This window comes from Pseudomonas sp. Bc-h, from assembly GCF_002080045.1.
Classification (GTDB): domain Bacteria; phylum Pseudomonadota; class Gammaproteobacteria; order Pseudomonadales; family Pseudomonadaceae; genus Aquipseudomonas.
Window position 1 is genome coordinate 1 of record NZ_MUIN01000017.1, and the last position, 25697, is coordinate 25697.

A 25697-nucleotide genomic window follows, 5' to 3' on the forward strand; every position below is an offset into this window, starting at 1 on the left:
TGCATCGCCGATGGTAGTGTGGGGTTTCCCCATGTGAGAGTAGGTCATCGTCAAGATTAAATTCCGAAACCCCATCTGCGAAAGCAGATGGGGTTTTGTTTTTGCGCCCGGAAAAACCCTGGCGCGTGGCCTTGCTCTATGCGTCAACATCTTGCATGGATATCATGCGTCCCTCACTGACAGGTGTTAACGAAATGCAAACGTTGTTGAAGCTTCTCGGGGATGGGGAATTCCACTCTGGTGAGGCGCTGGGTGCAGCGCTTGGTGTCAGCCGCAGCGCTGTCTGGAAGAGGCTTCAGCAGGTGGAGGCTGAAACCGGAATAGAGATCCACAAAATTCGGGGGCGAGGCTATCGCCTGGCTACTCCTCTATATCTACTGGATGAGCGTTGGCTGAACGAAGGTCAGGGAGATGCGAACTGGTCGATTCATGTGTACGACAGTATCGACTCCACAAATGCCGAAGCAATGCGCCTGGTGAGTCGGGGTGACCGATTACCTCTCCTTGTGATCGCAGAGCGGCAGACGGCAGGTAGGGGGCGTCGCGGGCGTAAATGGGTGAGTCCCTTCGCTGAAAACCTTTACTACAGTTTGGCGCTGCGCATCGACGGCGGTATGCGTCAACTGGAGGGGTTGAGCCTGCTGGTTGGGTTGGCGGTGGTCAAGATGCTCCGGGAAATGGGTATCAAGGATGCTGGCTTGAAGTGGCCTAACGACATCCTGGTAGGTGGCCGAAAGCTTGCCGGTGTGCTGCTGGAGCTTACAGGCGATCCGGCAGACGTCTGCCACGTAGTGATCGGCATCGGTATCAACGTGAACATGCGTGCTTCTGCTGAAGTTGATCAGTCGTGGACGTCGATGATGCTGGAGCTCGGTGATGCCCAGGATCGGAATGAAATTGCGATGAAGGTAAGTCGTAATCTTGAGGCTTACCTGTCGATGCATATGAATAAGGGGTTTGCTGCTTTCAAAGACGAGTGGGAGGCCAATCACCTTTGGCAAGGTAAAGCTGTGACGCTGCTCGCTGGTGATAATGCAATAGAGGGGGTTGTCGTGGGCGTTGACGCTGTCGGTGCGTTGCGCCTGGAGGTCGCTGGCGAGTTGATGGTCTTCAGTGGCGGCGAGTTGACTTTACGGCTGCGTCAGGCTGCCGGTTGACGATACCTTGGGAAATAACTGCGTTGGGGCTGCTTTGGGTAACTGGTTTCGTCCCTGTGCGTGATTGGTCGTGAGGTTGTTATGCGGTGGGTGTTTTTGTTGTTGGTGATGTTGAATGTCTTCTACTACGTGTGGCACCAGCAGGAGGCGCCATTGCGTCCCAAGGAAGTCGCGCCTCTATCACTTTTCAAGGGTGCCAGCCAGGACATCCAGTTGCTCGTCGAATCAACCTCGGCAAAGTCTGCAAGTCAATGTTTGTACCTCGGAGGTGATATTCCTCAGGCTGAGGCCAAAACGATCGAGCAGCGTTTGACGACCCTGGATATACAAACCCAATTCGGCAAGCGTCTGGATGCCTCTGGGGTCGTGTACTGGTTGAAGATCGCGACAGATAGCCGTCGTCTTGTTGACGACTCCTTATTGGGGAGGTTGCGCCAGGACTTTCCGCAATTAAAAAGTGAAATAATGTCGTGTGAAGGCATTGCAACTGCTGATTAGTTTGCATAGAATGGCGCCCGCTTCGCAGTGCAGGACAAATTGAAATGCACGCGAAACAAAGGTCAACGTTTGTAACCTCAAGTTTTTATTGAGAAAAAGGTTGACAGAAGGCTGGCATGATATAGAATGCCGGCTCGCTTAGGAGGGGTTCCCGAGCGGCCAAAGGGATCAGACTGTAAATCTGACGTCTACGACTTCGAAGGTTCGAATCCTTCCCCCTCCACCAAATTTTCGAGCGTAAGCAACATGCTCGGCGGGTATAGTTTAGTGGTAGAACCTCAGCCTTCCAAGCTGATGATGCGGGTTCGATTCCCGCTACCCGCTCCAAGTTTTGTTGGTTGTGCAATGCGTTTTGCTCTTGTAGCTCAGTTGGTAGAGCACACCCTTGGTAAGGGTGAGGTCAGCGGTTCAAATCCGCTCAAGAGCTCCATTAATAAAGGCAGATATGAAAGTATCTGCCTTTGTTTTAAGCGGTTGGTTCGGTTCGGTGTTTCGGCTTCAGGCCTGGGCTGCAATCAGTCGCTAGCAGTGATTCGGTAGGGGTGAGACTGTGGCCTTAACGAATAGCTGTTGAAATCTTCCTGTCGGGTCCGCATAATCTTCGGCCTGATTTTGCTTTTAGGTCAGTAGCTCAATTGGCAGAGCGACGGTCTCCAAAACCGTAGGTTGGGGGTTCGATTCCCTCCTGACCTGCCAGATTCGCTTAACGTGTCTGGCTTTCTTTTCACAGGATTTTAGTAGATGAATCCAAAGGCTGAAGCCCCAGACTCCCGTTTTGATCTCGTCAAGTGGCTCGTTGTAGTCCTCTTGGTCGTGGTGGGTGTCGTCGGAAATCAATACTACTCGGCGCAGCCAATCCTGTATCGCGTGCTTGCCTTGCTTGTGATTGCCGCCGTTGCAGCCTATGTGGGGCTGCAGACTGGCAAAGGCAAGGCTTTCTTCGTGTTGGCCAAGGAAGCTCGCGCTGAGATTCGTAAAGTCGTATGGCCTACTCGTCAAGAAACCACCCAGACTACCCTCATTGTGGTGGCTGTGGTTCTGGTTATGGCGCTGCTGTTGTGGGGGCTAGATTCCCTGCTCGGCTGGCTTGTTTCCTTGATCGTCGGCTAAGGGTGTCCCGTGGCTAAGCGTTGGTACGTTGTGCATGCCTACTCGGGTTACGAGAAGCATGTTATGCGCTCTCTGATCGAGCGTGTAAAGCTGGCAGGCATGGAAGATGGTTTTGGCGAAATTCTGGTCCCTACCGAAGAAGTCGTAGAGATGCGTAACGGCCAGAAGCGCAAAAGCGAGCGTAAGTTCTTCCCTGGTTATGTGCTTGTTCAGATGGACATGAATGAGGGTACTTGGCACTTGGTCAAGGATACCCCGCGTGTGATGGGCTTTATCGGTGGTACGGCGGACAAGCCGGCTCCTATCACTGATAAGGAAGCCGAGGCTATTCTGCGTCGTGTTGCTGATGGCAGCGACAAGCCGAAGCCCAAGACTCTGTTCGAGCCAGGTGAAGTGGTTCGCGTTACTGATGGTCCGTTCGCGGATTTCAACGGTACGGTTGAAGAAGTTAACTACGAAAAGAGCCGGATTCAGGTCGCAGTGCTCATTTTCGGACGCTCTACTCCGGTAGAGCTCGAGTTCAGTCAGGTCGAAAAGGCATAGCTGAGCTGGAAATCCCTTACCCCGCAGCCCTGGGCTGTGGGGTTTTGTCGTCACTGGGATAAACGCGCAAGTAACCGGGGAGCCTTTTTCAGGCGTTTGAACCCGTAATTGGAGTGCCTCATGGCCAAGAAGATTACCGCTTACATCAAGCTTCAAGTGAAAGCCGCTCAGGCTAACCCAAGCCCACCTGTTGGTCCGGCTCTGGGTCAGCATGGCGTGAACATTATGGAATTCTGCAAGGCTTTCAACGCCCGTACTCAGGGTCTTGAGCCAGGTCTGCCGACTCCTGTGATCATCACTGTTTACAGCGACCGCAGCTTCACTTTTGAAACCAAAAGCACCCCTGCTTCGGTTCTGCTGAAGAAAGCAGCTGGCCTGACCAGCGGCTCGGCTCGTCCGAACACCGTTAAAGTTGGCACTGTTACCCGTGCTCAGCTGGAAGAGATCGCTAAAGTCAAAAACGCGGATCTGACTGCTGCTGACATGGAAGCTGCCGTGCGTACCATCGCCGGTTCTGCTCGTAGCATGGGCCTTAACGTGGAGGGTGTGTAATGGCTAAGCTGACCAAACGCCAAAAGGCAATCGCTTCGAAAGTTGAAGCTGGCAAATCCTACAGCTTCAACGACGCAGCTGCTCTGCTGACCGAGCTGTCGACCGTTAAATTCAGCGAGTCCGTGGACGTAGCTGTAAACCTCGGTGTTGACCCGCGTAAATCCGACCAGGTTGTTCGCAGCGCCACCGTGCTGCCACACGGCACTGGCAAGACTGTTCGCGTTGCTGTCTTCACTCAAGGTCCAGCAGCTGAAGCCGCTCTGGCTGCCGGCGCTGATCGCGTTGGTATGGACGACCTGGCTGCCGAAATGAAAGGCGGCGACCTGAACTATGACGTGGTCATTGCATCCCCGGACGCAATGCGTGTCGTAGGTCAGTTGGGTCAGATCCTCGGTCCACGTGGCCTGATGCCTAACCCGAAAGTCGGCACCGTGACTCCAGACGTAGCTAACGCGGTCAAAAACGCAAAAGCTGGTCAGGTTCGTTATCGCACGGACAAGAACGGCATCATCCACACCTCCGTTGGCAAAGTCGGTTTTGATGCTGACAAGCTGCGTGAGAACGTTGAAGCCCTGATCGCTGACCTGAAGCGTATCAAGCCAGCTTCCTCGAAAGGTATCTACGTCAAGCGCGTCACCCTGAGCACCACTATGGGCCCAGGCCTGGTCATCGACCAGGGTTCGTTGAACGCGTAAGACCGCAGGGTGCGGGTAACCGCATCTTTGCAAATATTGGGGTCCCTGCCTGGCGGGGGCTATCCAAGACCGTAGGCGGCGAAAGTCTTAAAACACAAGCCTACGCAGATGGTGCTCCCGGTTCCTTACCGAATCAGACACCAAAACGACATCCGGCTTCGGTCAGATGAAACGGTAACAAGCAGGAGTTAAACCCGTGGCAATTAAACTCGAAGACAAGAAGGCCATCGTCGCTGAAGTCAACGAGGCTGCCAAAGTCGCTCTGTCCGCTGTCGTGGCTGATGCCCGTGGCGTAACAGTAGGCGCGATGACCGGACTCCGTAAAGAGGCTCGTGAAGCTGGCGTATACGTACGTGTCGTACGTAATACCCTGCTCAAGCGTGCCGTTGCTGACACTGAGTACAGTGTTCTCAACGACGCGTTCACCGGCCCGACCTTGATCGCTTTCTCCAACGAACATCCTGGCGCTGCTGCCCGTCTGTTCAAAGAGTTCGCTAAAGGTCAGGACAAGTTCGAGATCAAGGCAGCTGCGTTCGAGGGCAAGTTCCTCGCAGCTAATCAGATCGATGTACTGGCAACCTTGCCGACCCGTAACGAAGCCATTTCCCAGCTGATGAGCGTGATCCAAGGCGCTACCAGCAAACTGGCTCGTACTCTGGCGGCAGTTCGCGAACAGAAAGAAGCTGCTGCAGCCTAAGGCTGCACACCTCTTCTCGCGTATTTTTGTTTATTTCGAAGGCCGCATAGGCCCTCACACAATTCAGGAATTAGAGTCATGTCTATCTCTCAAGACGATATCCTCAACGCCGTAGCTGAAATGTCCGTTCTGCAGGTTGTTGAACTGATCAAGGCTTTCGAAGAAAAATTCGGTGTTAGCGCTGCTGCTGCTTCCGCTGGCCCAGCTGCTGCTGCCGCTGTCGTTGAAGAGCAAACCGAATTCAACGTCATGCTGACCGAAGCTGGCGAGAAGAAAGTCAACGTCATTAAAGCAGTTCGTGAACTGACCGGTCTGGGCCTGAAAGAAGCCAAGGCAGTCGTTGACGGCGCTCCAGCAATGGTTCTGGAAGCAGTAGCAAAAGACGCTGCTGACAAAGCCAAAGCTACTCTGGAAGAAGCAGGCGCTAAAGTCGAGCTGAAGTAAGCATCGACCTTGCGTCTCCAGCCCGAGCGTTAAGCGAAAGGCTGATGGCTGGTGGCTTCTGCCACCGGCCTTTTTCCGTTCTTGGTGATCGATTAGGTCGGCGCCACTAACGTGCTTCAACCACCTCGAACGGTGGCGCAAACCATGGGGTTTGCAAGATTTTCTGGCCGCTCCCGTCGGGGGAGGCCAAACAAGCAGGTGACCAAGCTGGGGAACGCTGATGGCTTACTCATATACTGAGAAAAAACGTATCCGCAAGGACTTTAGCAAGTTGCCGGACGTCATGGATGTGCCTTACCTCCTGGCCATCCAGCTGGATTCGTATCGTGAATTCTTGCAAGCGGGAGCGACTAAAGATCAGTTCCGCGACGTGGGCCTGCATGCGGCCTTCAAATCCGTTTTCCCGATCATCAGCTACTCCGGCAATGCTGCTCTGGAGTACGTCGGATATCGTCTGGGCGAACCGGCATTTGATGTCAAGGAATGCGTGCTGCGCGGCGTGACGTACGCCGTACCTTTGCGGGTAAAAGTGCGCCTGATCATTTTCGACAAAGAATCGTCGAACAAAGCGATCAAGGACATCAAAGAGCAAGAAGTCTACATGGGTGAAATCCCCCTGATGACTGAGAACGGTACCTTCGTTATCAACGGTACCGAGCGTGTGATCGTTTCCCAGCTGCACCGTTCCCCGGGCGTGTTCTTCGACCACGACCGCGGCAAGACGCACAGTTCTGGCAAGCTGTTGTACTCCGCTCGCATCATTCCTTACCGTGGTTCGTGGCTGGATTTCGAGTTCGATCCAAAGGACTGTGTATTCGTCCGTATCGACCGTCGCCGCAAGCTCCCTGCATCGGTTCTGCTGCGTGCGCTGGGCTACACCACTGAAGAAGTGCTGGACGCGTTCTATACCACCAACGTATTCCACGTTCAGGGCGAGAACCTGAGCCTGGAGCTGGTGCCTCAGCGCCTGCGTGGTGAAATTGCCGTTCTGGATATCCAGGATGACAAAGGCAAGGTGATCGTTGAGCAAGGCCGCCGTATTACCGCGCGCCACATCAACCAGTTGGAAAAAGCCAATATCAAGGCTCTTGAAGTTCCTCTGGATTACGTCCTTGGTCGTACCACCGCCAAAGCGATCGTGCACCCGGCTACCGGCGAGATCATTGCTGAATGCAACACCGAGCTGAACACCGAAATCCTGGCGAAGATCGCCAAGGCTCAGGTTGTTCGTATCGAGACGTTGTACACCAACGATATCGACTGCGGTCCGTTCATCTCTGACACTCTGAAGATCGATTCGACCGGCAACCAGCTGGAAGCTCTGGTCGAAATCTATCGCATGATGCGTCCTGGCGAGCCGCCAACCAAGGATGCAGCCGAGACGCTGTTCAACAACCTGTTCTTCAGTCCTGAGCGTTACGATCTGTCGGCTGTAGGTCGCATGAAGTTCAACCGTCGTATCGGTCGTACCGAAATCGAAGGTTCGGGCGTTCTTTGCAAGGAAGACATCGTTGCGGTCCTCAAGACCCTCGTTGACATCCGTAACGGCAAAGGCATCGTCGATGACATCGACCACTTGGGTAACCGTCGTGTTCGCTGCGTAGGCGAGATGGCCGAGAACCAGTTCCGCGTTGGTCTGGTGCGTGTCGAGCGTGCGGTCAAAGAGCGTCTGTCGATGGCTGAGAGCGAAGGTCTGATGCCTCAGGACCTGATCAACGCCAAGCCAGTTGCTGCCGCGGTGAAAGAGTTCTTCGGTTCCAGCCAACTGTCGCAGTTCATGGACCAGAACAACCCACTGTCCGAGATCACCCACAAGCGTCGTGTCTCTGCACTCGGCCCTGGTGGTCTGACTCGCGAGCGCGCAGGCTTCGAAGTTCGTGACGTACACCCGACGCACTACGGTCGTGTTTGCCCGATCGAAACGCCGGAAGGTCCGAACATCGGTCTGATCAACTCGCTGGCTGCCTATGCCCGCACCAACCAGTATGGCTTCCTGGAAAGCCCGTACCGCGTGGTGAAGGAAGGCCTGGTGACCGACGAGATCGTCTTCCTGTCCGCTATTGAAGAAGCCGATCACGTGATCGCGCAGGCTTCTGCTGCCATGAACGACAAAGGTCAGCTGATCGATGAGCTGGTTGCCGTACGTCACCTGAACGAGTTCACCGTCAAGGCGCCGGAAGACGTGACCTTGATGGACGTTTCGCCGAAGCAGGTCGTTTCGGTTGCAGCGTCGCTGATTCCGTTCCTCGAGCACGACGACGCCAACCGTGCGTTGATGGGTTCGAACATGCAGCGTCAGGCTGTACCGACCCTGCGTGCCGACAAGCCGCTGGTGGGTACCGGCATGGAGCGCAACGTTGCGCGTGACTCCGGTGTTTGCGTCGTTGCCCGTCGTGGCGGCGTCATTGACTCGGTGGACGCCAGCCGTATCGTTGTTCGTGTTGCTGATGACGAAGTTGAGCCAGGCGAAGCCGGTGTCGACATCTACAACCTGACCAAGTACACCCGCTCGAACCAGAACACCTGCATCAATCAGCGTCCGCTGGTGAGCAAGGGTGATCGCGTTCAGCGTAGTGACATCATGGCCGACGGTCCGTCCACCGACATGGGTGAACTGGCTCTCGGTCAGAACATGCGCATCGCGTTCATGGCATGGAACGGCTTCAACTTCGAAGACTCCATCTGCCTGTCCGAGCGTGTCGTTCAAGAAGACCGCTTCACCACGATCCACATTCAGGAACTGACCTGTGTGGCGCGTGATACCAAGCTGGGCCCTGAGGAAATCACCGCTGACATCCCGAACGTGGGTGAAGCAGCGCTGAATAAACTGGACGAAGCCGGTATCGTTTATGTAGGCGCTGAAGTAGGCGCTGGCGACATTCTGGTGGGTAAGGTCACCCCGAAAGGCGAGACTCAGCTGACGCCAGAAGAGAAACTGTTGCGTGCAATCTTCGGTGAGAAGGCTAGCGACGTCAAAGACACCTCCCTGCGCGTACCTACCGGTACCAAAGGTACTGTCATCGACGTACAGGTCTTTACTCGCGACGGCGTTGAGCGTGATGCTCGTGCCCTGTCGATCGAGAAGAGCCAGCTGGACGAGATTCGCAAGGATCTGAACGAAGAGTTCCGTATCGTTGAAGGTGCAACCTTCGAGCGTCTGCGTTCTGCTTTGGTAGGCCGTAGTGTAGAAGGTGGTGCTGGCCTGAAGAAAGGTCAGGAAATCACCGACGAAGTCCTCGACGGTCTTGAGCACGGCCAGTGGTTCAAGCTGCGCATGGTCGAAGACGCGCTGAACGAGCAACTCGAGAGAGCCCAGGCTTACATCGTTGATCGCCGCCGTCTGCTGGACGACAAGTTTGAAGACAAGAAGCGCAAGCTGCAGCAGGGCGATGACCTGGCTCCAGGCGTGCTGAAAATCGTCAAGGTCTACCTTGCCATTCGTCGCCGCATCCAGCCGGGCGACAAAATGGCCGGTCGCCACGGTAACAAAGGTGTGGTCTCCGTGATCATGCCGGTTGAAGACATGCCGCACGATGCCAATGGCACGCCTGTGGATATCGTCCTCAACCCGTTGGGTGTACCTTCGCGTATGAACGTTGGTCAGATTCTCGAGACGCACTTGGGCCTCGCGGCCAAGGGTCTGGGCGAGAAGATCAACCGTATGCTCGAAGAGCAGCGTAAAGTCGTTGAACTGCGCAAGTTCCTGAACGAGATCTACAACGAGATCGGCGGTCGTCAGGAAAACCTGGACGACCTGTCTGATCAGGAAGTTCTGGATCTGGCGAAGAACCTGCGTGGCGGCGTTCCAATGGCAACTCCGGTGTTTGACGGTGCCAAGGAAAGCGAAATCAAGGCCATGCTGCGCCTGGCGGACATGCCGGACAGTGGCCAGATGCAACTCTTCGACGGTCGTACCGGTAACAAATTCGAGCGTCCGGTAACTGTTGGCTACATGTACATGCTGAAGCTGAACCACTTGGTGGACGACAAGATGCATGCGCGTTCCACTGGTTCCTACAGCCTGGTTACCCAGCAGCCGCTGGGTGGTAAGGCGCAGTTCGGTGGTCAGCGTTTCGGGGAGATGGAGGTCTGGGCGCTGGAAGCATACGGCGCGGCATACACTCTGCAAGAAATGCTCACAGTGAAGTCGGACGATGTGAACGGCCGTACCAAGATGTACAAAAACATCGTGGACGGCGATCACCGTATGGAGCCGGGCATGCCCGAGTCCTTCAACGTGTTGATCAAAGAAATCCGTTCGCTCGGTATCGATATCGATCTGGAAACCGAATAACACGTGACGCGAATCGAGGGTGGGTCGGTATGACCACCCTCTGCTCCGCCAGGAGGAAAGGCCTTGAAAGACCTACTGAATTTGCTGAAAAACCAGGGTCAAGTCGAAGAGTTCGACGCCATCCGTATCGGATTGGCATCGCCTGAGATGATCCGTTCGTGGTCGTTCGGTGAAGTTAAAAAGCCGGAAACCATCAACTACCGTACGTTCAAACCTGAGCGTGACGGCCTGTTCTGCGCCAAGATCTTTGGCCCGGTAAAGGATTACGAGTGCCTGTGCGGTAAGTACAAGCGCTTGAAGCATCGTGGCGTGATCTGCGAGAAGTGCGGCGTTGAGGTTGCACTGGCTAAGGTCCGTCGTGAGCGTATGGCTCACATCGAGCTGGCTTCGCCGGTTGCTCACATCTGGTTCCTGAAGTCGTTGCCGTCCCGTATCGGTTTGCTGATGGACATGACCCTGCGTGATATCGAGCGTGTTCTCTACTTCGAGAGCTATGTCGTTATCGATCCAGGCATGACCACCCTTGAAAAAGGCCAGCTGCTGAACGACGAGCAGTACTTCGAAGCCCTCGAAGAGTTCGGTGACGACTTCGACGCCCGCATGGGTGCCGAGGCTGTCCGCGAGCTGCTGCACGCTATCGACCTGGAGCACGAGATTGGCCGTCTGCGCGAAGAGATTCCGCAAACCAACTCCGAAACCAAGATCAAGAAGCTGTCCAAGCGCCTGAAGTTGATGGAAGCCTTCCAGGGTTCCGGCAACTTGCCAGAGTGGATGGTGTTGACCGTTCTGCCGGTTCTGCCGCCAGATCTGCGTCCACTGGTCCCACTGGATGGCGGTCGTTTCGCGACTTCCGACCTCAACGATCTGTATCGTCGAGTGATCAATCGTAACAACCGTTTGAAGCGCCTGCTGGATCTGTCCGCTCCGGACATCATCGTGCGCAACGAAAAGCGCATGCTGCAGGAAGCTGTGGACGCGTTGCTCGACAACGGCCGTCGCGGCCGTGCGATCACCGGTTCGAACAAGCGCCCTCTGAAATCCCTGGCTGACATGATCAAGGGTAAACAGGGTCGTTTCCGTCAGAACTTGCTCGGTAAGCGCGTTGACTACTCGGGTCGTTCGGTAATTACCGTAGGTCCGACCCTGCGTCTGCACCAGTGCGGCCTGCCGAAGAAAATGGCTCTCGAGCTGTTCAAGCCGTTCATCTTTGGCAAGCTGGAAATGCGCGGTCTTGCGACCACCATCAAAGCGGCCAAGAAAATGGTCGAGCGCGAACTGCCAGAGGTCTGGGACGTTCTCGCTGAGGTGATTCGTGAACACCCAGTGCTTCTGAACCGTGCGCCGACTCTTCACCGTCTGGGTATCCAGGCGTTTGAACCGGTACTGATCGAAGGTAAGGCTATTCAGCTGCACCCGCTGGTCTGTGCTGCGTACAACGCCGACTTCGACGGCGACCAGATGGCCGTTCACGTTCCGCTGACGCTGGAAGCCCAGCTCGAAGCGCGCGCGCTGATGATGTCGACCAACAACATCCTGTCGCCAGCCAACGGTGAGCCAATCATCGTTCCTTCGCAGGACGTTGTACTGGGCCTGTACTACATGACTCGTGAAGCGATCAACGCCAAGGGCGAAGGTCGTGTGTTCGCGGATCTGCAGGAAGTTGACCGTGTATTCCGCGCCGGCGAAGCCGCGCTGCATGCCAAGGTCAAGGTGCGGATCAACGAAACGGTCAATGACCGTGACGGCGGCAGCGTGAGCGGCACCCGTATTGTCGACACCACCGTCGGCCGTGCATTGCTGTATCAAGTTGTGCCAAAGGGCCTGTCGTACGACGTCGTCAACCAGCCTATGAAGAAAAAGGCGATCTCCAAGCTGATCAACCAGTGCTATCGCGTGGTTGGTCTGAAAGAGACCGTGATCTTCGCTGACCAGTTGATGTACACCGGTTTTGCGTACTCGACCATTTCGGGTGTTTCCATCGGCGTTAACGACTTCGTTATCCCGGATGAAAAAGCTCGCATCATCGATGCCGCGACCGAAGAAGTTAAAGAGATCGAAAGTCAGTATGCCTCCGGCCTAGTAACCCAGGGCGAGAAGTACAACAAGGTGATCGACCTCTGGTCCAAGGCGAACGACGAAGTCTCCAAGGCGATGATGTCCAACCTCTCGAAAGAGAAGGTTGTCGACCGTCACGGCGAGACTGTGGATCAAGAGTCCTTCAACTCGATGTACATGATGGCTGACTCGGGTGCGCGGGGTTCCGCAGCACAGATTCGTCAGTTGGCGGGTATGCGTGGTCTGATGGCCAAGCCGGACGGCTCGATCATCGAGACGCCGATCACCGCGAACTTCCGTGAAGGTCTGAGCGTACTCCAGTACTTCATCTCGACTCACGGTGCTCGTAAGGGTCTTGCGGATACCGCGTTGAAAACCGCGAACTCCGGTTACCTGACTCGTCGTCTGGTCGACGTTGCGCAGGATCTGGTGGTTACCGAAGTCGACTGCGGCACCGAACAGGGCCTGCTGATGACTCCGCACATCGAAGGCGGCGACGTGGTCGAGCCTCTGGGTGAGCGCGTACTGGGCCGTGTAATTGCCCGTGACGTGTTCAAGCCGGGCACCGAAGACGTCATTGTTCCTGCCGGTACGCTGGTAGACGAGAAGTGGGTCGAATTCATCGAGCTGAACAGCATCGACGAAGTGATCGTACGCTCGCCAATCAGCTGCGAAACCCGCTATGGCATCTGCGCCAAGTGCTACGGTCGCGATCTGGCCCGTGGTCACCAGGTGAACATCGGTGAAGCTGTCGGCGTTATCGCTGCACAGTCGATCGGTGAGCCGGGTACCCAGCTGACCATGCGTACGTTCCACATCGGTGGTGCGGCAAGCCGTACTTCCGCAGCCGACAGCGTTCAGGTGAAAAACGGCGGTATCGTCCGTCTGCATAACCTGAAGCACGTAGAGCGTCTCGATGGCAACCTGGTCGCGGTATCGCGTTCCGGTGAGCTGGCGATCGCCGACGAATTCGGCCGTGAGCGTGAGCGTTACAAACTGCCTTACGGTGCAGTGATCTCGGTGAAGGAAGGCGACAAGGTCGACGCTGGCTCTATCGTGGCCAAGTGGGACCCGCACACTCACCCGATCGTTACCGAAATGAAAGGTACCGTGACCTATGTGGGCATGGAAGAAGGTATTACGATCAAGCGCCAGACCGACGAACTGACCGGTCTGACCAACATCGAAGTACTTGACGCCAAAGACCGCCCGGCGGCTGGCAAGGATATTCGTCCTGCGGTCAAGATGGTGGGTATCGATGGCAAGGATCTGTTGCTGCCAGGTACTGACGTACCGGCTCAGTACTTCCTGCCAGCGAACGCCCTGGTCGGCGTTGCGGACGGTGCTCAAGTGGGCGTGGGTGATGTTATCGCCCGTATTCCACAAGAGACTTCCAAGACCCGTGACATCACCGGTGGTCTGCCACGCGTTGCTGACTTGTTCGAAGCGCGTCGCCCGAAAGAAGCATCGATCCTGGCGGAAGTCAGCGGTACGATCGCATTCGGTAAAGAGACCAAAGGCAAGCGTCGTCTGGTTATTACGCCAAACGACGGCAGCGATCCGTACGAAGAGCTGATTCCGAAATGGCGTCACCTGAACGTCTTCGAAGGTGAGCAAGTGAACCGCGGTGAAGTTATCTCCGACGGCCCTAGCGATCCGCACGACATCCTGCGTTTGTTGGGTGTCAGCGCTCTGGCGAAATACATCGTCAATGAGATTCAGGACGTTTACCGCTTGCAAGGCGTGAAGATCAACGACAAGCACATCGAAACGATCCTTCGTCAGATGCTGCGCAAGGTTGAGATCTCCGAGTCTGGCGACTCGAGCTTCATCAAGGGCGACCAGATGGAGTTGACGCATGTTCTGGTTGAGAACGAGCGCCTCGCACAGGACGAGAAGTTCATCTCGAAGTTCACTCGTGTGCTGCTTGGTATCACCAAGGCATCGTTGTCCACCGAATCGTTCATCTCGGCGGCCTCCTTCCAGGAGACCACTCGCGTACTGACCGAAGCGGCGGTAACCGGCAAGCGCGATTACCTTCGCGGCCTGAAAGAAAACGTGGTTGTGGGTCGTCTGATCCCTGCCGGTACCGGTTTGGCTTATCACAGCGAGCGCAAGCGTCGTCGTGAAGCTGACAAGCCGTTGCGTGTGAGCGCGAGCGAAGTTGAAGCCGCGCTGACCGAAGCGTTGAACTCAAGCAGTAATTGAGAGTAGGGCCCTGATCTTGATGTCCATTCACAGCTGACAGGTTTTTTCCTGTGAGCGGGTGGGCATAGGGGTCGGGGCTTTGCCTTGACTGGGGGCAGGATCCTCTTTAGACTCTTGTACCCCTAAATCTGGCGGGACTCATGTCCTGCCATTTTGCTTTTCTTGTAAGACAATAGCGTCGCAAGACAACAGTGGAGCTAGTAGATGGCAACTATCAACCAGCTGGTACGTCAGCCGCGTAAGCGTATCGTCGAGAAATCCGACGTACCTGCGCTGCAGAACTGCCCGCAACGTCGTGGCGTGTGCACTCGTGTGTACACCACCACGCCGAAAAAACCTAACTCGGCACTGCGTAAAGTATGCCGTGTGCGCCTGACCAACGGTTTCGAGGTTTCCTCGTACATCGGCGGTGAAGGCCACAACCTGCAAGAGCACAGCGTCGTCCTGATTCGTGGCGGCCGTGTAAAAGACTTGCCGGGTGTTCGTTACCACACCGTTCGCGGCTCCTTGGATACTTCCGGCGTTAAAGGTCGTAACCAGGGTCGTTCGAAGTACGGTACCAAGAAGCCTAAGTAGTAGCGGCTTTTTGTAAAAACTGAATCATCTTATTTTCTGAGTCGATAAGAGTAAGGTCGGAGGCGTCCCGAAAGGGCACCGATTCCGAGCGAACCTGAAGACCGTTTGAGGGCTTATCCATGCCAAGAAGACGCGTAGCAGCCAAGCGCGAAGTGCTTGACGATCCAAAATACGGAAGCCAGATCCTGGCCAAGTTCATGAACCACGTGATGGAAAGCGGCAAAAAAGCCGTTGCCGAGCGTATCGTTTATGGCGCGCTGGACAAGGTTAAAGAACGCAAGAACAGCGACCCCCTGGAAATCTTCGAGAAAGCTCTCGACGCCATCGCTCCGCTGGTCGAAGTAAAGTCGCGCCGTGTAGGCGGTGCTACTTACCAGGTTCCGGTTGAAGTTCGTCCGTCCCGTCGTAATGCTCTGGCAATGCGTTGGCTGGTAGACTTCGCGCGCAAGCGCGGTGAGAAGTCTATGGCTCTGCGTTTGGCTGGCGAACTGTTGGACGCCGCTGAAGGCAAAGGTGCTGCAGTCAAGAAGCGTGAAGACGTGCACCGTATGGCTGAAGCCAACAAGGCTTTCTCGCACTACCGCTTCTAATTTCAGCGTCACTAATTTTGCGAGGGCTTTATGGCTCGTACTACACCGATCAACCGCTACCGTAACATCGGTATCGTTGCTCACGTGGATGCTGGTAAAACCACCACCACCGAGCGCGTCCTTTTTTACACTGGCAAAAGCCACAAGATGGGCGAAGTGCATGACGGCGCTGCGACCACTGACTGGATGGTTCAGGAGCAGGAGCGTGGTATTACCATTACTTCTGCTGCCATTACCGCCTTCTGGCAGGGTTCGGCCAAGCAGCACAAAGACCAGTACCGCTTCAACGTCATCGATACCCCGGGTCACGTAGACTTCACCATTGAAGTTGAACGTTCCCTGCGTGTACTCGACGGCGCTGTCGTTGTGTTCTGTGGCACTTCCGGCGTTGAGCCGCAGTCCGAAACCGTATGGCGTCAAGCCAACAAATACGGTGTTCCACGTATCGTTTACGTGAACAAGATGGACCGTGCCGGCGCTAACTTCCTGCGCGTGATCGCTCAGATCAAGCAGCGTCTGGGTCACACCCCGGTGCCAATCCAGTTGGCTATCGGTGCCGAAGACAACTTCCAGGGTCAGATCGATCTGATGACCATGGAAGCGGTTTACTGGAACGATGCTGACAAGGGCATGACTCCACGTCGCGAAGCTATCCCTGCAGAACTGCAGGAGCTGGCTGAAGAGTGGCGCAGCAACATGGTTGAGGCCGCGGCCGAAGCCAGCGAAGAGCTGATGAACAAGTACCTGGAAGGTGAAGAGCTCACCATCGAGGAAATCAAGGCCGCTCTGCGTCAGCGTACTATCGCTGGCGAAATCGTCCTGGCTGTTTGCGGTTCTTCCTTCAAGAACAAGGGCGTTCCCCTGGTTCTCGACGCCGTTATCGACTACCTGCCGGCTCCTGTCGACATTCCTGCTATCAAGGGTTCCAACCCTGATAACGAGGAAGAAGAGATGGAGCGTCATGCAGACGACAACGAGCCGTTCTCGGCTCTGGCGTTCAAGATCGCTACCGACCCATTCGTGGGTACCTTGACCTTCGTCCGCGTTTACTCGGGCGTGTTGGCCTCCGGCGACGGCGTGATCAACTCGGTTAAAGGCAAGAAAGAGCGCGTGGGTCGTATGGTGCAAATGCACGCAAACGCCCGTGAAGAGATCAAGGAAGTACGCGCTGGCGACATCGCGGCCCTGATCGGCATGAAGGACGTCACCACTGGTGAAACCCTCTGCAACGCTGACAAGCCAATCATCCTGGTTCGCATGGACTTCCCGGAGCCGGTTATTTCGGTTGCCGTTGAGCCAAAGACCAAGGATGACCAGGAAAAAATGGGTATCGCACTGGGCAAGCTGGCTCAGGAAGACCCTTCTTTCCGCGTTAAGACTGATGAAGAGACTGGTCAAACGATCATCTCTGGCATGGGCGAGCTGCACCTGGACATCCTGGTTGACCGGATGCGCCGTGAGTTCAACGTCGAAGCCAACATCGGCAAGCCTCAGGTTTCCTATCGTGAGCGCATCACGAAGAACTGTGAAATCGAAGGCAAGTTCGTTCGTCAATCCGGCGGTCGTGGCCAGTTCGGTCACTGCTGGATCCGTTTTGCACCTGCTGATGAAGGTCAGGAAGGTCTGCAATTCGTGAACGAAGTAGTGGGTGGTGTGGTTCCTAAGGAATACATCCCGGCTATCCAGAAGGGCATCGAAGAGCAGATGAAGAACGGCGTTGTTGCCGGCTATCCGCTGATCGGCCTGAAGGCTACCGTGTTTGATGGTTCTTACCACGACGTCGACTCGAACGAGATGGCGTTTAAGGTGGCTGCTTCCATGGCGACCAAGCAACTGGCCCAGAAGGGTGGTGGTGAGTTGCTCGAGCCGATCATGGCGGTAGAGGTTGTTACGCCTGAAGACTATATGGGTGACGTGATGGGCGACCTTAACCGTCGTCGCGGCATGATCCTGGGTATGGAAGACACGGTTTCCGGCAAGGTGATTCGTGCCGAAGTTCCGTTGGGTGAGATGTTCGGTTATGCGACCGACGTTCGCTCGATGTCCCAGGGTCGCGCAAGCTACTCTATGGAATTCAAAAAATACAATACAGCGCCGTCGCACATCGTCGAAACTGTAACCAAAAAACAAGGCTGATTCAGCGCCTTTAGGCTAGGAGTTATTTGTCGTGGCTAAAGAAAAATTTGATCGTTCCCTTCCGCACGTCAACGTTGGCACCATCGGTCACGTTGACCACGGTAAAACCACTCTGACCGCTGCTCTGACTCGCGTCTGCTCCGAAGTTTTCGGTTCGGCTCGTGTCGACTTCGACAAGATCGACAGCGCACCAGAAGAGAAAGCTCGTGGTATCACCATCAACACCGCGCACGTTGAATACAACTCGCTGATCCGTCACTACGCTCACGTTGACTGCCCAGGTCACGCTGACTATGTGAAGAACATGATCACCGGTGCTGCCCAGATGGACGGCGCGATTCTGGTTTGTTCGGCCGCTGATGGTCCGATGCCACAAACCCGTGAGCACATCCTGCTGTCCCGTCAGGTAGGCGTTCCGTACATCGTGGTCTTCCTGAACAAGGCTGACCTGGTAGACGACGCTGAGCTGCTGGAACTGGTTGAGATGGAAGTGCGCGATCTGCTGAGCACTTACGACTTCCCGGGCGACGACACCCCAATCATCATCGGCTCTGCCCGTATGGCGCTGGAAGGTAAAGACGACAACGAAATGGGCACCACTGCCGTTCGTAAACTGGTTGAGACTCTGGACAGCTACATCCCAGAACCAGTTCGTCTGACCGACAAGCCATTCCTGATGCCAATCGAAGACGTGTTCTCGATCTCCGGTCGCGGCACCGTTGTTACCGGTCGTGTTGAGCGCGGTATCGTCAAGGTTCAGGATCCACTGGAAATCGTTGGTCTGCGTGACACTACCGTCACCACCTGCACCGGTGTTGAAATGTTCCGCAAGCTGCTCGACGAAGGTCGTGCTGGCGAGAACTGCGGCGTTCTGCTGCGCGGCACCAAGCGTGACGACGTTGAGCGTGGCCAGGTTCTGGTCAAGCCAGGCACCGTCAAGCCGCACACTCAGTTCGAAGCTGAAATCTACGTGCTGAGCAAAGAAGAAGGCGGTCGTCACACTCCGTTCTTCAAAGGCTACCGTCCACAGTTCTACTTCCGTACTACCGACGTAACCGGTAGCTGCGAACTGCCGGAAGGCGTAGAAATGGTTATGCCAGGTGACAACGTTAAAGTTTCCGTCACTCTGATCAAGCCAATCGCGATGGAAGACGGTCTGCGTTTCGCTATCCGTGAAGGCGGTCGTACCGTCGGCGCTGGCGTCGTAGCCAAAATCATCGCTTAATAAGTGATGAATTGAAAAAGCCCCCGCCTAGCGGGGGCTTTTTTATTGGGTTGACACCTATCTTGGGCGTCTATAGAATTGCGCCTCCTTTTAACGGGCGTATTGCGCTCGGTGGGAATAGCAGCCGGAGTCTGAAATCCAATGCAAAATCAGCAAATCCGTATCAGGTTGAAGGCTTTTGACCATCGCCTGATCGACCAATCCACCCAGGAAATCGTGGAAACCGCGAAACGTACTGGTGCTCAAGTGCGTGGTCCAATTCCACTGCCTACCCGTAAAGAGCGGTTCACAGTTCTGGTATCCCCGCACGTCAACAAAGACGCGCGTGACCAGTATGAGATCCGTACTCATAAGCGCGTTCTGGATATCGTCCAGCCAACGGATAAAACCGTTGATGCACTTATGAAGCTCGATCTTGCGGCCGGTGTGGAAGTGCAGATCAGCCTCGGCTAAGACTTGGGTCTTAGTCGTGTAACGCTCTGAAATGGGCGGCCATAGCGGGTGAAAGCCCCGTACACTCATGAGGTTTACAACATGACTATTGGTGTAGTCGGTCGTAAATGCGGTATGACCCGTATTTTCACCGAAGAAGGTGTCTCCATTCCGGTCACGGTCATTGAGATCGAGCCGAATCGCGTCACCCAGTTCAAAACCGAAGAAAGCGATGGCTATCGTGCAGTGCAAGTCACCGTCGGTGAGCGTCGTGCTTCGCGTGTGACTGCCGCTCAGGCAGGCCACTTCGCTAAAGCGAACGTTGCCGCTGGTCGCACTGTTCTGGAATTCCGTCTTGAAGAAGGCGAGTACCAGGCTGGTGATCTGATCAATGCGGAAATTTTTGCCGCTGGTCAACTGGTAGATGTGACCGGTCAGTCCAAGGGTAAAGGCTTCCAGGGTACTATCAAGCGCCACAATTTCCGTGGTCAAGATAATACTCACGGTAACTCCGTATCCCACCGCGTCCCGGGCTCTATCGGCCAGTGCCAGACTCCTGGTCGTGTATTCAAGGGCAAAAAAATGTCCGGTCATATGGGCGCTGAGCGCGTGACCGTGCAGTCCCTGGAAGTAGTGCGCGTGGACGCTGAACGCAATCTGTTGTTGGTCAAGGGTGCCGTTCCTGGCGCTACTGGCGGCAATCTGGTTGTACGTCCAGCAGCCAAGGCTCGCGGTTAAGGGGAAGCTGACATGCAATTAAATGTAAATGACGCTCAAGCGATCGAAGTTTCCGAACTGACATTTGGCGGCGAGTTCAACGAGACGCTGGTTCACCAAGCAGTCGTGGCCTACATGGCTGGCGGCCGTCAGGGCAGCAAGCAGCAAAAGACCCGTTCCGACGTTTCCGGTGGCGGCAAGCGCCCATGGCGTCAGAAGGGTACTGGCCGTGCTCGTGCCGGTACTATCCGTAGCCCAATCTGGCGTGGCGGCGGTACCACATTCGCAGCGCGTCCTCAGGATCACTCTCAGAAGCTCAACAAGAAGATGTACCGCGCAGCACTGCGCTCCATCCTTGCTGAACTGGTTCGTACTGATCGTCTGGTCGTGGTTCAGGATTTCGCCGTTGAATCGCCGAAAACCAAAGACCTGCTGGGCAAGCTGAACGACATGAGCCTGACCGACGTTCTGATCGTGTCTGACGCTGTTGACCAGAATCTGTACCTGGCTGCTCGTAACCTGCCGCACGTTGATGTACGTGATGTTCAAGGTTCCGATCCAGTTAGTCTGATCGCATACGACAAAGTGTTGATCACTGTGTCGGCCGTGAAGAAATTCGAGGAGCTGCTGGGATGAACCAGGAACGCGTATTTAAAGTTCTGCTTGGCCCGCACGTTTCCGAGAAGGCTACGGTTCTGGCAGACAAGAAAGGTCAGTTCGTTTTCAAGGTTGCTACTGATGCAACCAAGCTGGAAATCAAGAAGGCCGTCGAAAGCCTGTTCAGCGTGAAAGTAGAGCGCGTGACTACCCTGAATGTTCTGGGTAAGACCAAACGCACTGCTCGCGGCCTGGGCAAGCGCAATGACTGGAAGAAGGCAGTTATCTCCCTTCAGCCAGGCCAAGATCTCGATTTCAGCAGCAGTGCTGAGTAAGGAAGGGGTGCATCATGGCAATCGTTAAATGCAAACCGACTTCCCCTGGCCGCCGTTTTGTGGTCAAGGTGGTCAACCAGGAGCTGCATAAAGGCGCTCCTCACGCACCGCTGCTCGAGAAAAAATCGAAGTCTGGTGGTCGTAACAACAATGGCCGTATTACCACTCGTCACATTGGTGGTGGTCATAAGCAGCATTATCGTCTGGTCGATTTCCGTCGCAACGACAAAGATGGCATCTCTGCCACTGTCGAGCGTATCGAATACGATCCAAACCGTACTGCTCACATCGCACTGCTGCTGTACGCAGACGGCGAGCGTCGCTACATCATCGCCCCTAAAGGCGTGAGTGCAGGCGACCAGCTGATTGCAGGCGCTCTGGCTCCAATCAAGCCAGGTAACGCTCTGCAACTGCGCAACATCCCAGTGGGTTCTACCGTACACGGCATCGAACTGAAGCCAGGTAAAGGTGCACAGATCGCTCGTTCCGCTGGTGCTTCGGCTCAGCTGATCGCTCGTGAAGGTGTCTACGTGACCCTGCGTCTGCGTTCCGGTGAAATGCGCAAAGTGCTGTCGGAATGCCGTGCAACGCTGGGTGAAGTCTCGAACTCCGAGCACAGCCTGCGTTCGCTGGGTAAAGCTGGTGCCAAGCGCTGGCGTGGCGTTCGCCCAACCGTTCGTGGTGTTGCCATGAACCCGGTTGACCACCCACATGGTGGTGGTGAAGGTCGTACCTCTGGTGGTCGTCATCCGGTATCGCCGTGGGGCTTCCCGACTAAGGGCGCGAAGACTCGTGGTAATAAGCGTACCGACAAAATGATCGTCCGTCGTCGCAAGTAAATAGAGGGATACGACAGTGCCACGTTCTCTGAAAAAAGGTCCTTTTATTGATCTTCACCTACTGAAGAAGATCGAAGTGGCGGCGGAAAAGAACGATCGCAAACCAGTTAAGACCTGGTCGCGTCGTTCGATGATCCTGCCACAAATGGTCGGTCTGACCATTGCAGTGCATAACGGTCGTCAGCATGTTCCTGTTCTCGTGAACGAAGACATGGTCGGCCACAAACTGGGCGAGTTTGCCGGTACCCGCACATATCGTGGGCACGTGGCAGACAAGAAAGCCAAGCGTTAAGGGGTAAGGAACGATGGAAGTAGCCGCTAAGTTGTCGGGCGCTCGAATCTCCGCCCAGAAAGCCCGCTTGGTCGCCGACCAGATCCGCGGGAAGAAGGTGGGCGAAGCGCTCAACCTGTTGGCTTTCAGCAGTAAGAAAGCCGCCGAGATCATGAAAAAAGTGCTGGAGTCGGCCGTAGCCAACGCCGAGCATAACGAAGGCGCAGACGTTGATGATCTGAAGGTCAGCACCGTTTTCGTCAACGAAGGGCGTTCGCTGAAGCGCATCATGCCACGTGCCAAAGGCCGTGCTGATCGCATCGTCAAGCGGTCTTGCCATATCACTGTCAAGGTTGCTGACAAGTAACGGAGTCGAAGAGATGGGTCAGAAAGTACATCCCATTGGCATTCGCCTGGGAATCGTCAAGGAGCACACCTCCGTCTGGTACGCAGACGGTCGGACTTATGCGGACTACTTGTTCGCTGATCTGAAGGTGCGTGAGTATCTCCAAGACAAACTAAAAAGCGCGTCCGTAAGCCGTATCGATATCCATCGTCCGGCTCAGACTGCACGTATCACCATCCACACCGCTCGTCCCGGCATTGTGATCGGCAAGAAAGGTGAAGATGTTGAGAAACTGCGTCAGGACCTGACCAAGCAAATGGGTGTGCCTGTGCACATCAATATCGAAGAGATCCGCAAGCCGGAGCTCGACGGTATGCTGGTTGCGCAGAGCGTAGCTCAGCAGCTGGAGCGTCGCGTAATGTTCCGTCGCGCTATGAAGCGCGCAGTACAGAACGCCATGCGCATTGGTGCCAAAGGCATCAAAATCCAAGTGAGCGGTCGTCTCGGCGGTGCTGAAATCGCACGTACTGAATGGTATCGCGAAGGTCGTGTGCCTCTGCACACCCTGCGTGCCGACATCGACTATGCCAACTACGAAGCTCACACCACTTACGGTGTGATCGGTGTAAAGGTTTGGATCTTCAAAGGCGAAGTAATCGGTGGTCGCCAAGAAGAGCTGAAGCCACAAGCACCAGCGCCTCGTAAAAAAGCTGCTAAGTAAGGGGTACGCCAAATGTTGCAACCAAAGCGTACGAAGTTCCGCAAGCAGATGACCGGTCACAACCGTGGTCTGGCACTGCGCGGTAGCAAAGTCAGCTTCGGCGAGTATGCGCTGAAGTCTGTAGCTCGTGGTCGTCTCACCGCTCGTCAGATCGAGTCAGCGCGTCGTGCACTGACCCGTCACGTAAAACGTGGCGGCAAGATCTGGATCCGTGTATTCCCGGACAAGCCTATTTCCAAAAAGCCCCTCGAAGTTCGTATGGGTAAAGGTAAGGGTAACGTGGAGTACTGGGTTGCTCAGATTCAGCCAGGCAAAGTCCTGTATGAAATCGAGGGTGTTTCCGAAGAGTTGGCGCGTGAGGCTTTCGCCCTGGCTGCTGCAAAGCTGCCGCTCGCCACCTCCTTTGTTAAGCGGACGGTGATGTGATGAAAGCGAATGAACTTCGTGAAAAATCAGCACAGCAACTGAACGAGCAACTGCTCGGCTTGCTGCGCGACCAGTTCAATCTGCGTATGCAGAAGGCAACTGGCCAGTTGGGGCAGTCTCACCTGCTCTCGCAAGTTAAGCGTGACATCGCTCGCGTGAAGACTGTGCTCAACCAGCAGGCAGGTAAGTAATCATGGCTGAAGCCGAAAAAACCGTCCGTACGCTGACTGGCCGTGTTGTCAGCGACAAGATGGACAAGACCATCACCGTTCTGATCGAGCGTCGCGTAAAGCACCCGATCTACGGTAAATACGTTAAGCGTTCGACTAAGCTGCACGCGCACGACGAAACCAACCAGTGCCACATCGGCGACAAGGTCACGATCCGTGAAACCCGTCCGCTGGCCAAGACCAAGTCTTGGGCCCTGGTTGATATCCTCGAACGCGCTGTGGAAGTCTAAGGGCTAGGGGTCGGAGAAATTATATGATTCAGACTCAATCCATGCTCGATGTGGCCGATAACAGCGGCGCTCGCCGCGTTATGTGCATCAAGGTGCTTGGTGGCTCTCATCGTCGTTACGCTGGTATCGGTGACATCATCAAAGTGACCGTCAAGGAAGCAATTCCGCGCGGTAAGGTGAAGAAAGGTCAAGTGATGACTGCTGTTGTAGTCCGCACTCGCCACGGTGTTCGTCGTGCAGACGGCTCCATCATCCGCTTCGATGGCAACGCTGCTGTTCTGTTGAACAACAAGCAAGAGCCGATCGGCACCCGTATCTTTGGGCCAGTGACCCGTGAACTTCGTACTGAGAAGTTCATGAAGATCGTCTCGCTCGCCCCAGAAGTGCTGTAAGGAGATCCGACATGCAAAAGATTCGTCGTGACGACGAGATCATCGTGATCGCCGGCAAAGACAAAGGTAAGCGCGGTAAGGTGCTCAAGGTTCTCGCTAATAACCGTCTGGTTATTGGTGGTCTGAACCTGGTGAAGCGTCATACCAAGCCAAACCCGATGTCGGGCGTGCAAGGCGGTATCGTCGAAAAAGAGGCTCCACTGGACGCCTCTAACGTCGCCATTTTCAACGGCGAAACCAACAAGGCAGACCGCGTTGGCTTTAAAGTTGAAGACGGCAAAAAAATTCGTGTCTTCAAGTCGACCCAAAAAGCGGTTGATGCTTGAACACTGCTAGGTAGAAGACCATGGCACGACTAAAAGAGATTTACTGGAAAGAAATCGCACCGAAGCTTAAGGAAGAACTTAAGCTTTCGAACGTGATGGAAGTTCCACGCGTAACAAAGATCACCCTGAACATGGGTCTGGGCGAAGCGATTGGTGACAAAAAAGTCATCGAGCACGCTGTAGCTGACCTGGAAAAGATCACCGGTCAGAAAGTCGTTGTGACTTACGCTCGGAAATCCATCGCTGGCTTTAAAGTCCGTGAAGGTTGGCCGATCGGCGTCAAAGTGACTCTGCGCCGTGAGCGTATGTATGAATTCCTGGATCGTCTGCTGTCGATCTCCCTGCCTCGGGTCCGCGACTTCCGCGGCCTGAATGCCAAGTCCTTCGATGGTCGTGGCAACTACAGCATGGGCGTGAAAGAGCAGATCATCTTCCCGGAAATCGACTACGACAAGATCGATGCCCTGCGCGGTCTGGACATTACCCTGACCACCACTGCTCGTACGGACGAAGAAGGTCGCGCATTGCTGCGTGCGTTCAAGTTCCCGTTCCGCAACTGATTGGAGTAGGACCATGGCCAAGAAGAGCATGAAAAACCGTGAGCTGAAGCGTCAGCTCACCGTTGCCAAGTACGCCACCAAGCGTGCGGCACTGAAAGCAATCATCGTGGATCTGAACGCAAGTCCAGAAGCGCGTTGGGAAGCGACAGTTGCCCTGCAGAAGCAACCACGTGACGCAAGCGCCTCGCGCATGCGTAACCGTTGCCGCCTGACTGGTCGTCCGCACGGTGTTTACCGCAAGTTCGGCCTGGGCCGTAACAAGCTGCGTGAAGCTGCAATGCGTGGTGACGTACCAGGTCTGGTTAAAGCCAGCTGGTAAGCCGCACTTCTCGTACCATGCTGGCCGGTTTCTCTGTAAACCGACCAGCGTGAGACCTGAATTCGAATCAAGCCCCTTTTGGGGCTTGATTCGTTTGTGGGGTACGTCTAGAATTGCCGGCTCGCCAGAGTCCGTGTTTTCACGTGCCCGAGTTTTTTGGCGACAAGCAGTAGCCG

The 25697-nt window shown here is 55.2% G+C and carries 29 protein-coding genes and 4 tRNA genes; all 33 read left to right on the top strand.

What is annotated here, in order from left to right; all coding sequences use genetic code 11:
- Nucleotides 1–194 precede the first annotated feature (194 nt).
- The 33 genes from birA to rpsN all read left to right on the top strand — a co-directional run bounded on the left by birA (nt 195) and on the right by rpsN (nt 25521).
- The gene (gene birA, locus BWR59_RS29340; protein WP_081569198.1) at nt 195–1157 is read left to right on the top strand and encodes a bifunctional biotin--[acetyl-CoA-carboxylase] ligase/biotin operon repressor BirA; all 963 of its coding nucleotides are present in this window, start codon (nt 195–197) and stop codon (nt 1155–1157) included.
- An 81-nt stretch (nt 1158–1238) separates the two neighbouring features.
- A complete protein-coding gene (locus BWR59_RS29345) occupies nt 1239–1655 on the top strand; it encodes a hypothetical protein (RefSeq protein WP_081569199.1) in 417 nt (138 codons plus the stop codon).
- A gap of 141 nt (nt 1656–1796) precedes the next feature.
- Nucleotides 1797–1881: transfer RNA gene (locus BWR59_RS29350), tRNA-Tyr, on the top strand.
- A gap of 27 nt (nt 1882–1908) precedes the next feature.
- Nucleotides 1909–1982 (top strand) — tRNA-Gly (locus tag BWR59_RS29355).
- Between the two features lie 27 nt (nt 1983–2009).
- Nucleotides 2010–2085 (top strand) — tRNA-Thr (locus BWR59_RS29360).
- A 190-nt stretch (nt 2086–2275) separates the two neighbouring features.
- Nucleotides 2276–2351: transfer RNA gene (locus tag BWR59_RS29365), tRNA-Trp, on the top strand.
- Between the two features lie 45 nt (nt 2352–2396).
- Complete coding sequence (secE, locus tag BWR59_RS29370) at nt 2397–2765, top strand: preprotein translocase subunit SecE (protein ID WP_081569200.1); 369 nt, start codon at nt 2397–2399, stop codon at nt 2763–2765.
- A gap of 9 nt (nt 2766–2774) precedes the next feature.
- Nucleotides 2775–3308 (top strand): transcription termination/antitermination protein NusG, encoded by a 534-nt coding sequence (nusG, locus tag BWR59_RS29375; protein ID WP_002555501.1) that lies wholly within the window; start codon nt 2775–2777, stop codon nt 3306–3308.
- Nucleotides 3309–3428: 120 nt separating this feature from the next.
- Nucleotides 3429–3860 carry a 50S ribosomal protein L11 gene (gene rplK, locus BWR59_RS29380; protein ID WP_081569201.1) on the top strand — a complete coding sequence of 144 codons (432 nt, stop codon included), beginning with the start codon at nt 3429–3431 and terminating at the stop codon, nt 3858–3860.
- The gene (rplA, locus tag BWR59_RS29385; protein WP_062384458.1) at nt 3860–4555 is read left to right on the top strand and encodes a 50S ribosomal protein L1; all 696 of its coding nucleotides are present in this window, start codon (nt 3860–3862) and stop codon (nt 4553–4555) included. The genes rplK and rplA overlap by 1 nt, the downstream gene beginning before the upstream one ends.
- A gap of 196 nt (nt 4556–4751) precedes the next feature.
- Complete coding sequence (gene rplJ, locus BWR59_RS29390) at nt 4752–5252, top strand: 50S ribosomal protein L10 (RefSeq protein WP_081569202.1); 501 nt, start codon at nt 4752–4754, stop codon at nt 5250–5252.
- Between the two features lie 78 nt (nt 5253–5330).
- A complete protein-coding gene (rplL, locus tag BWR59_RS29395; RefSeq protein ID WP_005791984.1) occupies nt 5331–5696 on the top strand; it encodes a 50S ribosomal protein L7/L12 in 366 nt (121 codons plus the stop codon).
- Nucleotides 5697–5916: 220 nt separating this feature from the next.
- Nucleotides 5917–9990, top strand: coding sequence for a DNA-directed RNA polymerase subunit beta (rpoB, locus tag BWR59_RS29400; protein ID WP_081569203.1), 4074 nt, complete (start codon nt 5917–5919; stop codon nt 9988–9990).
- 63 nt (nt 9991–10053) lie between these two features.
- Nucleotides 10054–14253 (top strand): DNA-directed RNA polymerase subunit beta', encoded by a 4200-nt coding sequence (rpoC, locus tag BWR59_RS29405; protein ID WP_081569204.1) that lies wholly within the window; start codon nt 10054–10056, stop codon nt 14251–14253.
- Between the two features lie 204 nt (nt 14254–14457).
- On the top strand, nt 14458–14829 hold the full coding sequence (gene rpsL / locus BWR59_RS29410; protein WP_002555494.1) for a 30S ribosomal protein S12: 372 nt from the start codon (nt 14458–14460) through the stop codon (nt 14827–14829).
- A gap of 119 nt (nt 14830–14948) precedes the next feature.
- Nucleotides 14949–15419 carry a 30S ribosomal protein S7 gene (gene rpsG, locus BWR59_RS29415; RefSeq protein WP_010490886.1) on the top strand — a complete coding sequence of 157 codons (471 nt, stop codon included), beginning with the start codon at nt 14949–14951 and terminating at the stop codon, nt 15417–15419.
- A gap of 30 nt (nt 15420–15449) precedes the next feature.
- Nucleotides 15450–17555, top strand: coding sequence for an elongation factor G (fusA, locus tag BWR59_RS29420; protein ID WP_081569205.1), 2106 nt, complete (start codon nt 15450–15452; stop codon nt 17553–17555).
- Between the two features lie 31 nt (nt 17556–17586).
- Nucleotides 17587–18780, top strand: a complete 1194-nt coding sequence (gene tuf, locus BWR59_RS29425; protein WP_074817517.1) for an elongation factor Tu — start codon at nt 17587–17589, stop codon at nt 18778–18780.
- Nucleotides 18781–18921: 141 nt separating this feature from the next.
- Complete coding sequence (rpsJ, locus tag BWR59_RS29430) at nt 18922–19233, top strand: 30S ribosomal protein S10 (RefSeq protein ID WP_003186070.1); 312 nt, start codon at nt 18922–18924, stop codon at nt 19231–19233.
- A gap of 81 nt (nt 19234–19314) precedes the next feature.
- Nucleotides 19315–19950, top strand: coding sequence for a 50S ribosomal protein L3 (gene rplC, locus BWR59_RS29435; RefSeq protein WP_081569206.1), 636 nt, complete (start codon nt 19315–19317; stop codon nt 19948–19950).
- Nucleotides 19951–19962: 12 nt separating this feature from the next.
- On the top strand, nt 19963–20565 hold the full coding sequence (gene rplD, locus BWR59_RS29440; RefSeq protein ID WP_037017717.1) for a 50S ribosomal protein L4: 603 nt from the start codon (nt 19963–19965) through the stop codon (nt 20563–20565).
- Complete coding sequence (gene rplW, locus BWR59_RS29445; RefSeq protein ID WP_008374165.1) at nt 20562–20861, top strand: 50S ribosomal protein L23; 300 nt, start codon at nt 20562–20564, stop codon at nt 20859–20861. Before rplD ends, rplW begins: the two co-directional genes overlap by 4 nt.
- Before the next feature lie 14 nt (nt 20862–20875).
- Nucleotides 20876–21700, top strand: coding sequence for a 50S ribosomal protein L2 (gene rplB / locus BWR59_RS29450; RefSeq protein WP_032626510.1), 825 nt, complete (start codon nt 20876–20878; stop codon nt 21698–21700).
- A gap of 16 nt (nt 21701–21716) precedes the next feature.
- Nucleotides 21717–21992 (top strand): 30S ribosomal protein S19, encoded by a 276-nt coding sequence (gene rpsS / locus BWR59_RS29455; RefSeq protein ID WP_002555486.1) that lies wholly within the window; start codon nt 21717–21719, stop codon nt 21990–21992.
- A gap of 13 nt (nt 21993–22005) precedes the next feature.
- The gene (gene rplV / locus BWR59_RS29460) at nt 22006–22338 is read left to right on the top strand and encodes a 50S ribosomal protein L22 (protein ID WP_003103908.1); all 333 of its coding nucleotides are present in this window, start codon (nt 22006–22008) and stop codon (nt 22336–22338) included.
- A gap of 13 nt (nt 22339–22351) precedes the next feature.
- Nucleotides 22352–23038: a 30S ribosomal protein S3 gene (gene rpsC, locus BWR59_RS29465; RefSeq protein ID WP_003176422.1), complete on the top strand. Its 687-nt coding sequence runs from the start codon at nt 22352–22354 to the stop codon at nt 23036–23038.
- A gap of 12 nt (nt 23039–23050) precedes the next feature.
- Nucleotides 23051–23464 (top strand): 50S ribosomal protein L16, encoded by a 414-nt coding sequence (gene rplP / locus BWR59_RS29470; protein WP_019409905.1) that lies wholly within the window; start codon nt 23051–23053, stop codon nt 23462–23464.
- Nucleotides 23464–23655: a 50S ribosomal protein L29 gene (gene rpmC / locus BWR59_RS29475; RefSeq protein WP_002555481.1), complete on the top strand. Its 192-nt coding sequence runs from the start codon at nt 23464–23466 to the stop codon at nt 23653–23655. Before rplP ends, rpmC begins: the two co-directional genes overlap by 1 nt.
- 2 nt (nt 23656–23657) lie before the next feature.
- A complete protein-coding gene (gene rpsQ / locus BWR59_RS29480; protein ID WP_003444370.1) occupies nt 23658–23924 on the top strand; it encodes a 30S ribosomal protein S17 in 267 nt (88 codons plus the stop codon).
- A 23-nt stretch (nt 23925–23947) separates the two neighbouring features.
- Nucleotides 23948–24316 (top strand): 50S ribosomal protein L14, encoded by a 369-nt coding sequence (gene rplN / locus BWR59_RS29485; RefSeq protein ID WP_002555479.1) that lies wholly within the window; start codon nt 23948–23950, stop codon nt 24314–24316.
- 11 nt (nt 24317–24327) lie between these two features.
- Nucleotides 24328–24642, top strand: a complete 315-nt coding sequence (gene rplX, locus BWR59_RS29490; protein WP_003176416.1) for a 50S ribosomal protein L24 — start codon at nt 24328–24330, stop codon at nt 24640–24642.
- Between the two features lie 20 nt (nt 24643–24662).
- Complete coding sequence (gene rplE, locus BWR59_RS29495; RefSeq protein ID WP_037017720.1) at nt 24663–25202, top strand: 50S ribosomal protein L5; 540 nt, start codon at nt 24663–24665, stop codon at nt 25200–25202.
- 13 nt (nt 25203–25215) lie between these two features.
- Entirely contained in the window at nt 25216–25521 is a 306-nt protein-coding gene (gene rpsN, locus BWR59_RS29500; protein WP_003228726.1) for a 30S ribosomal protein S14, read from the top strand.
- Nucleotides 25522–25697 lie beyond the last annotated feature (176 nt).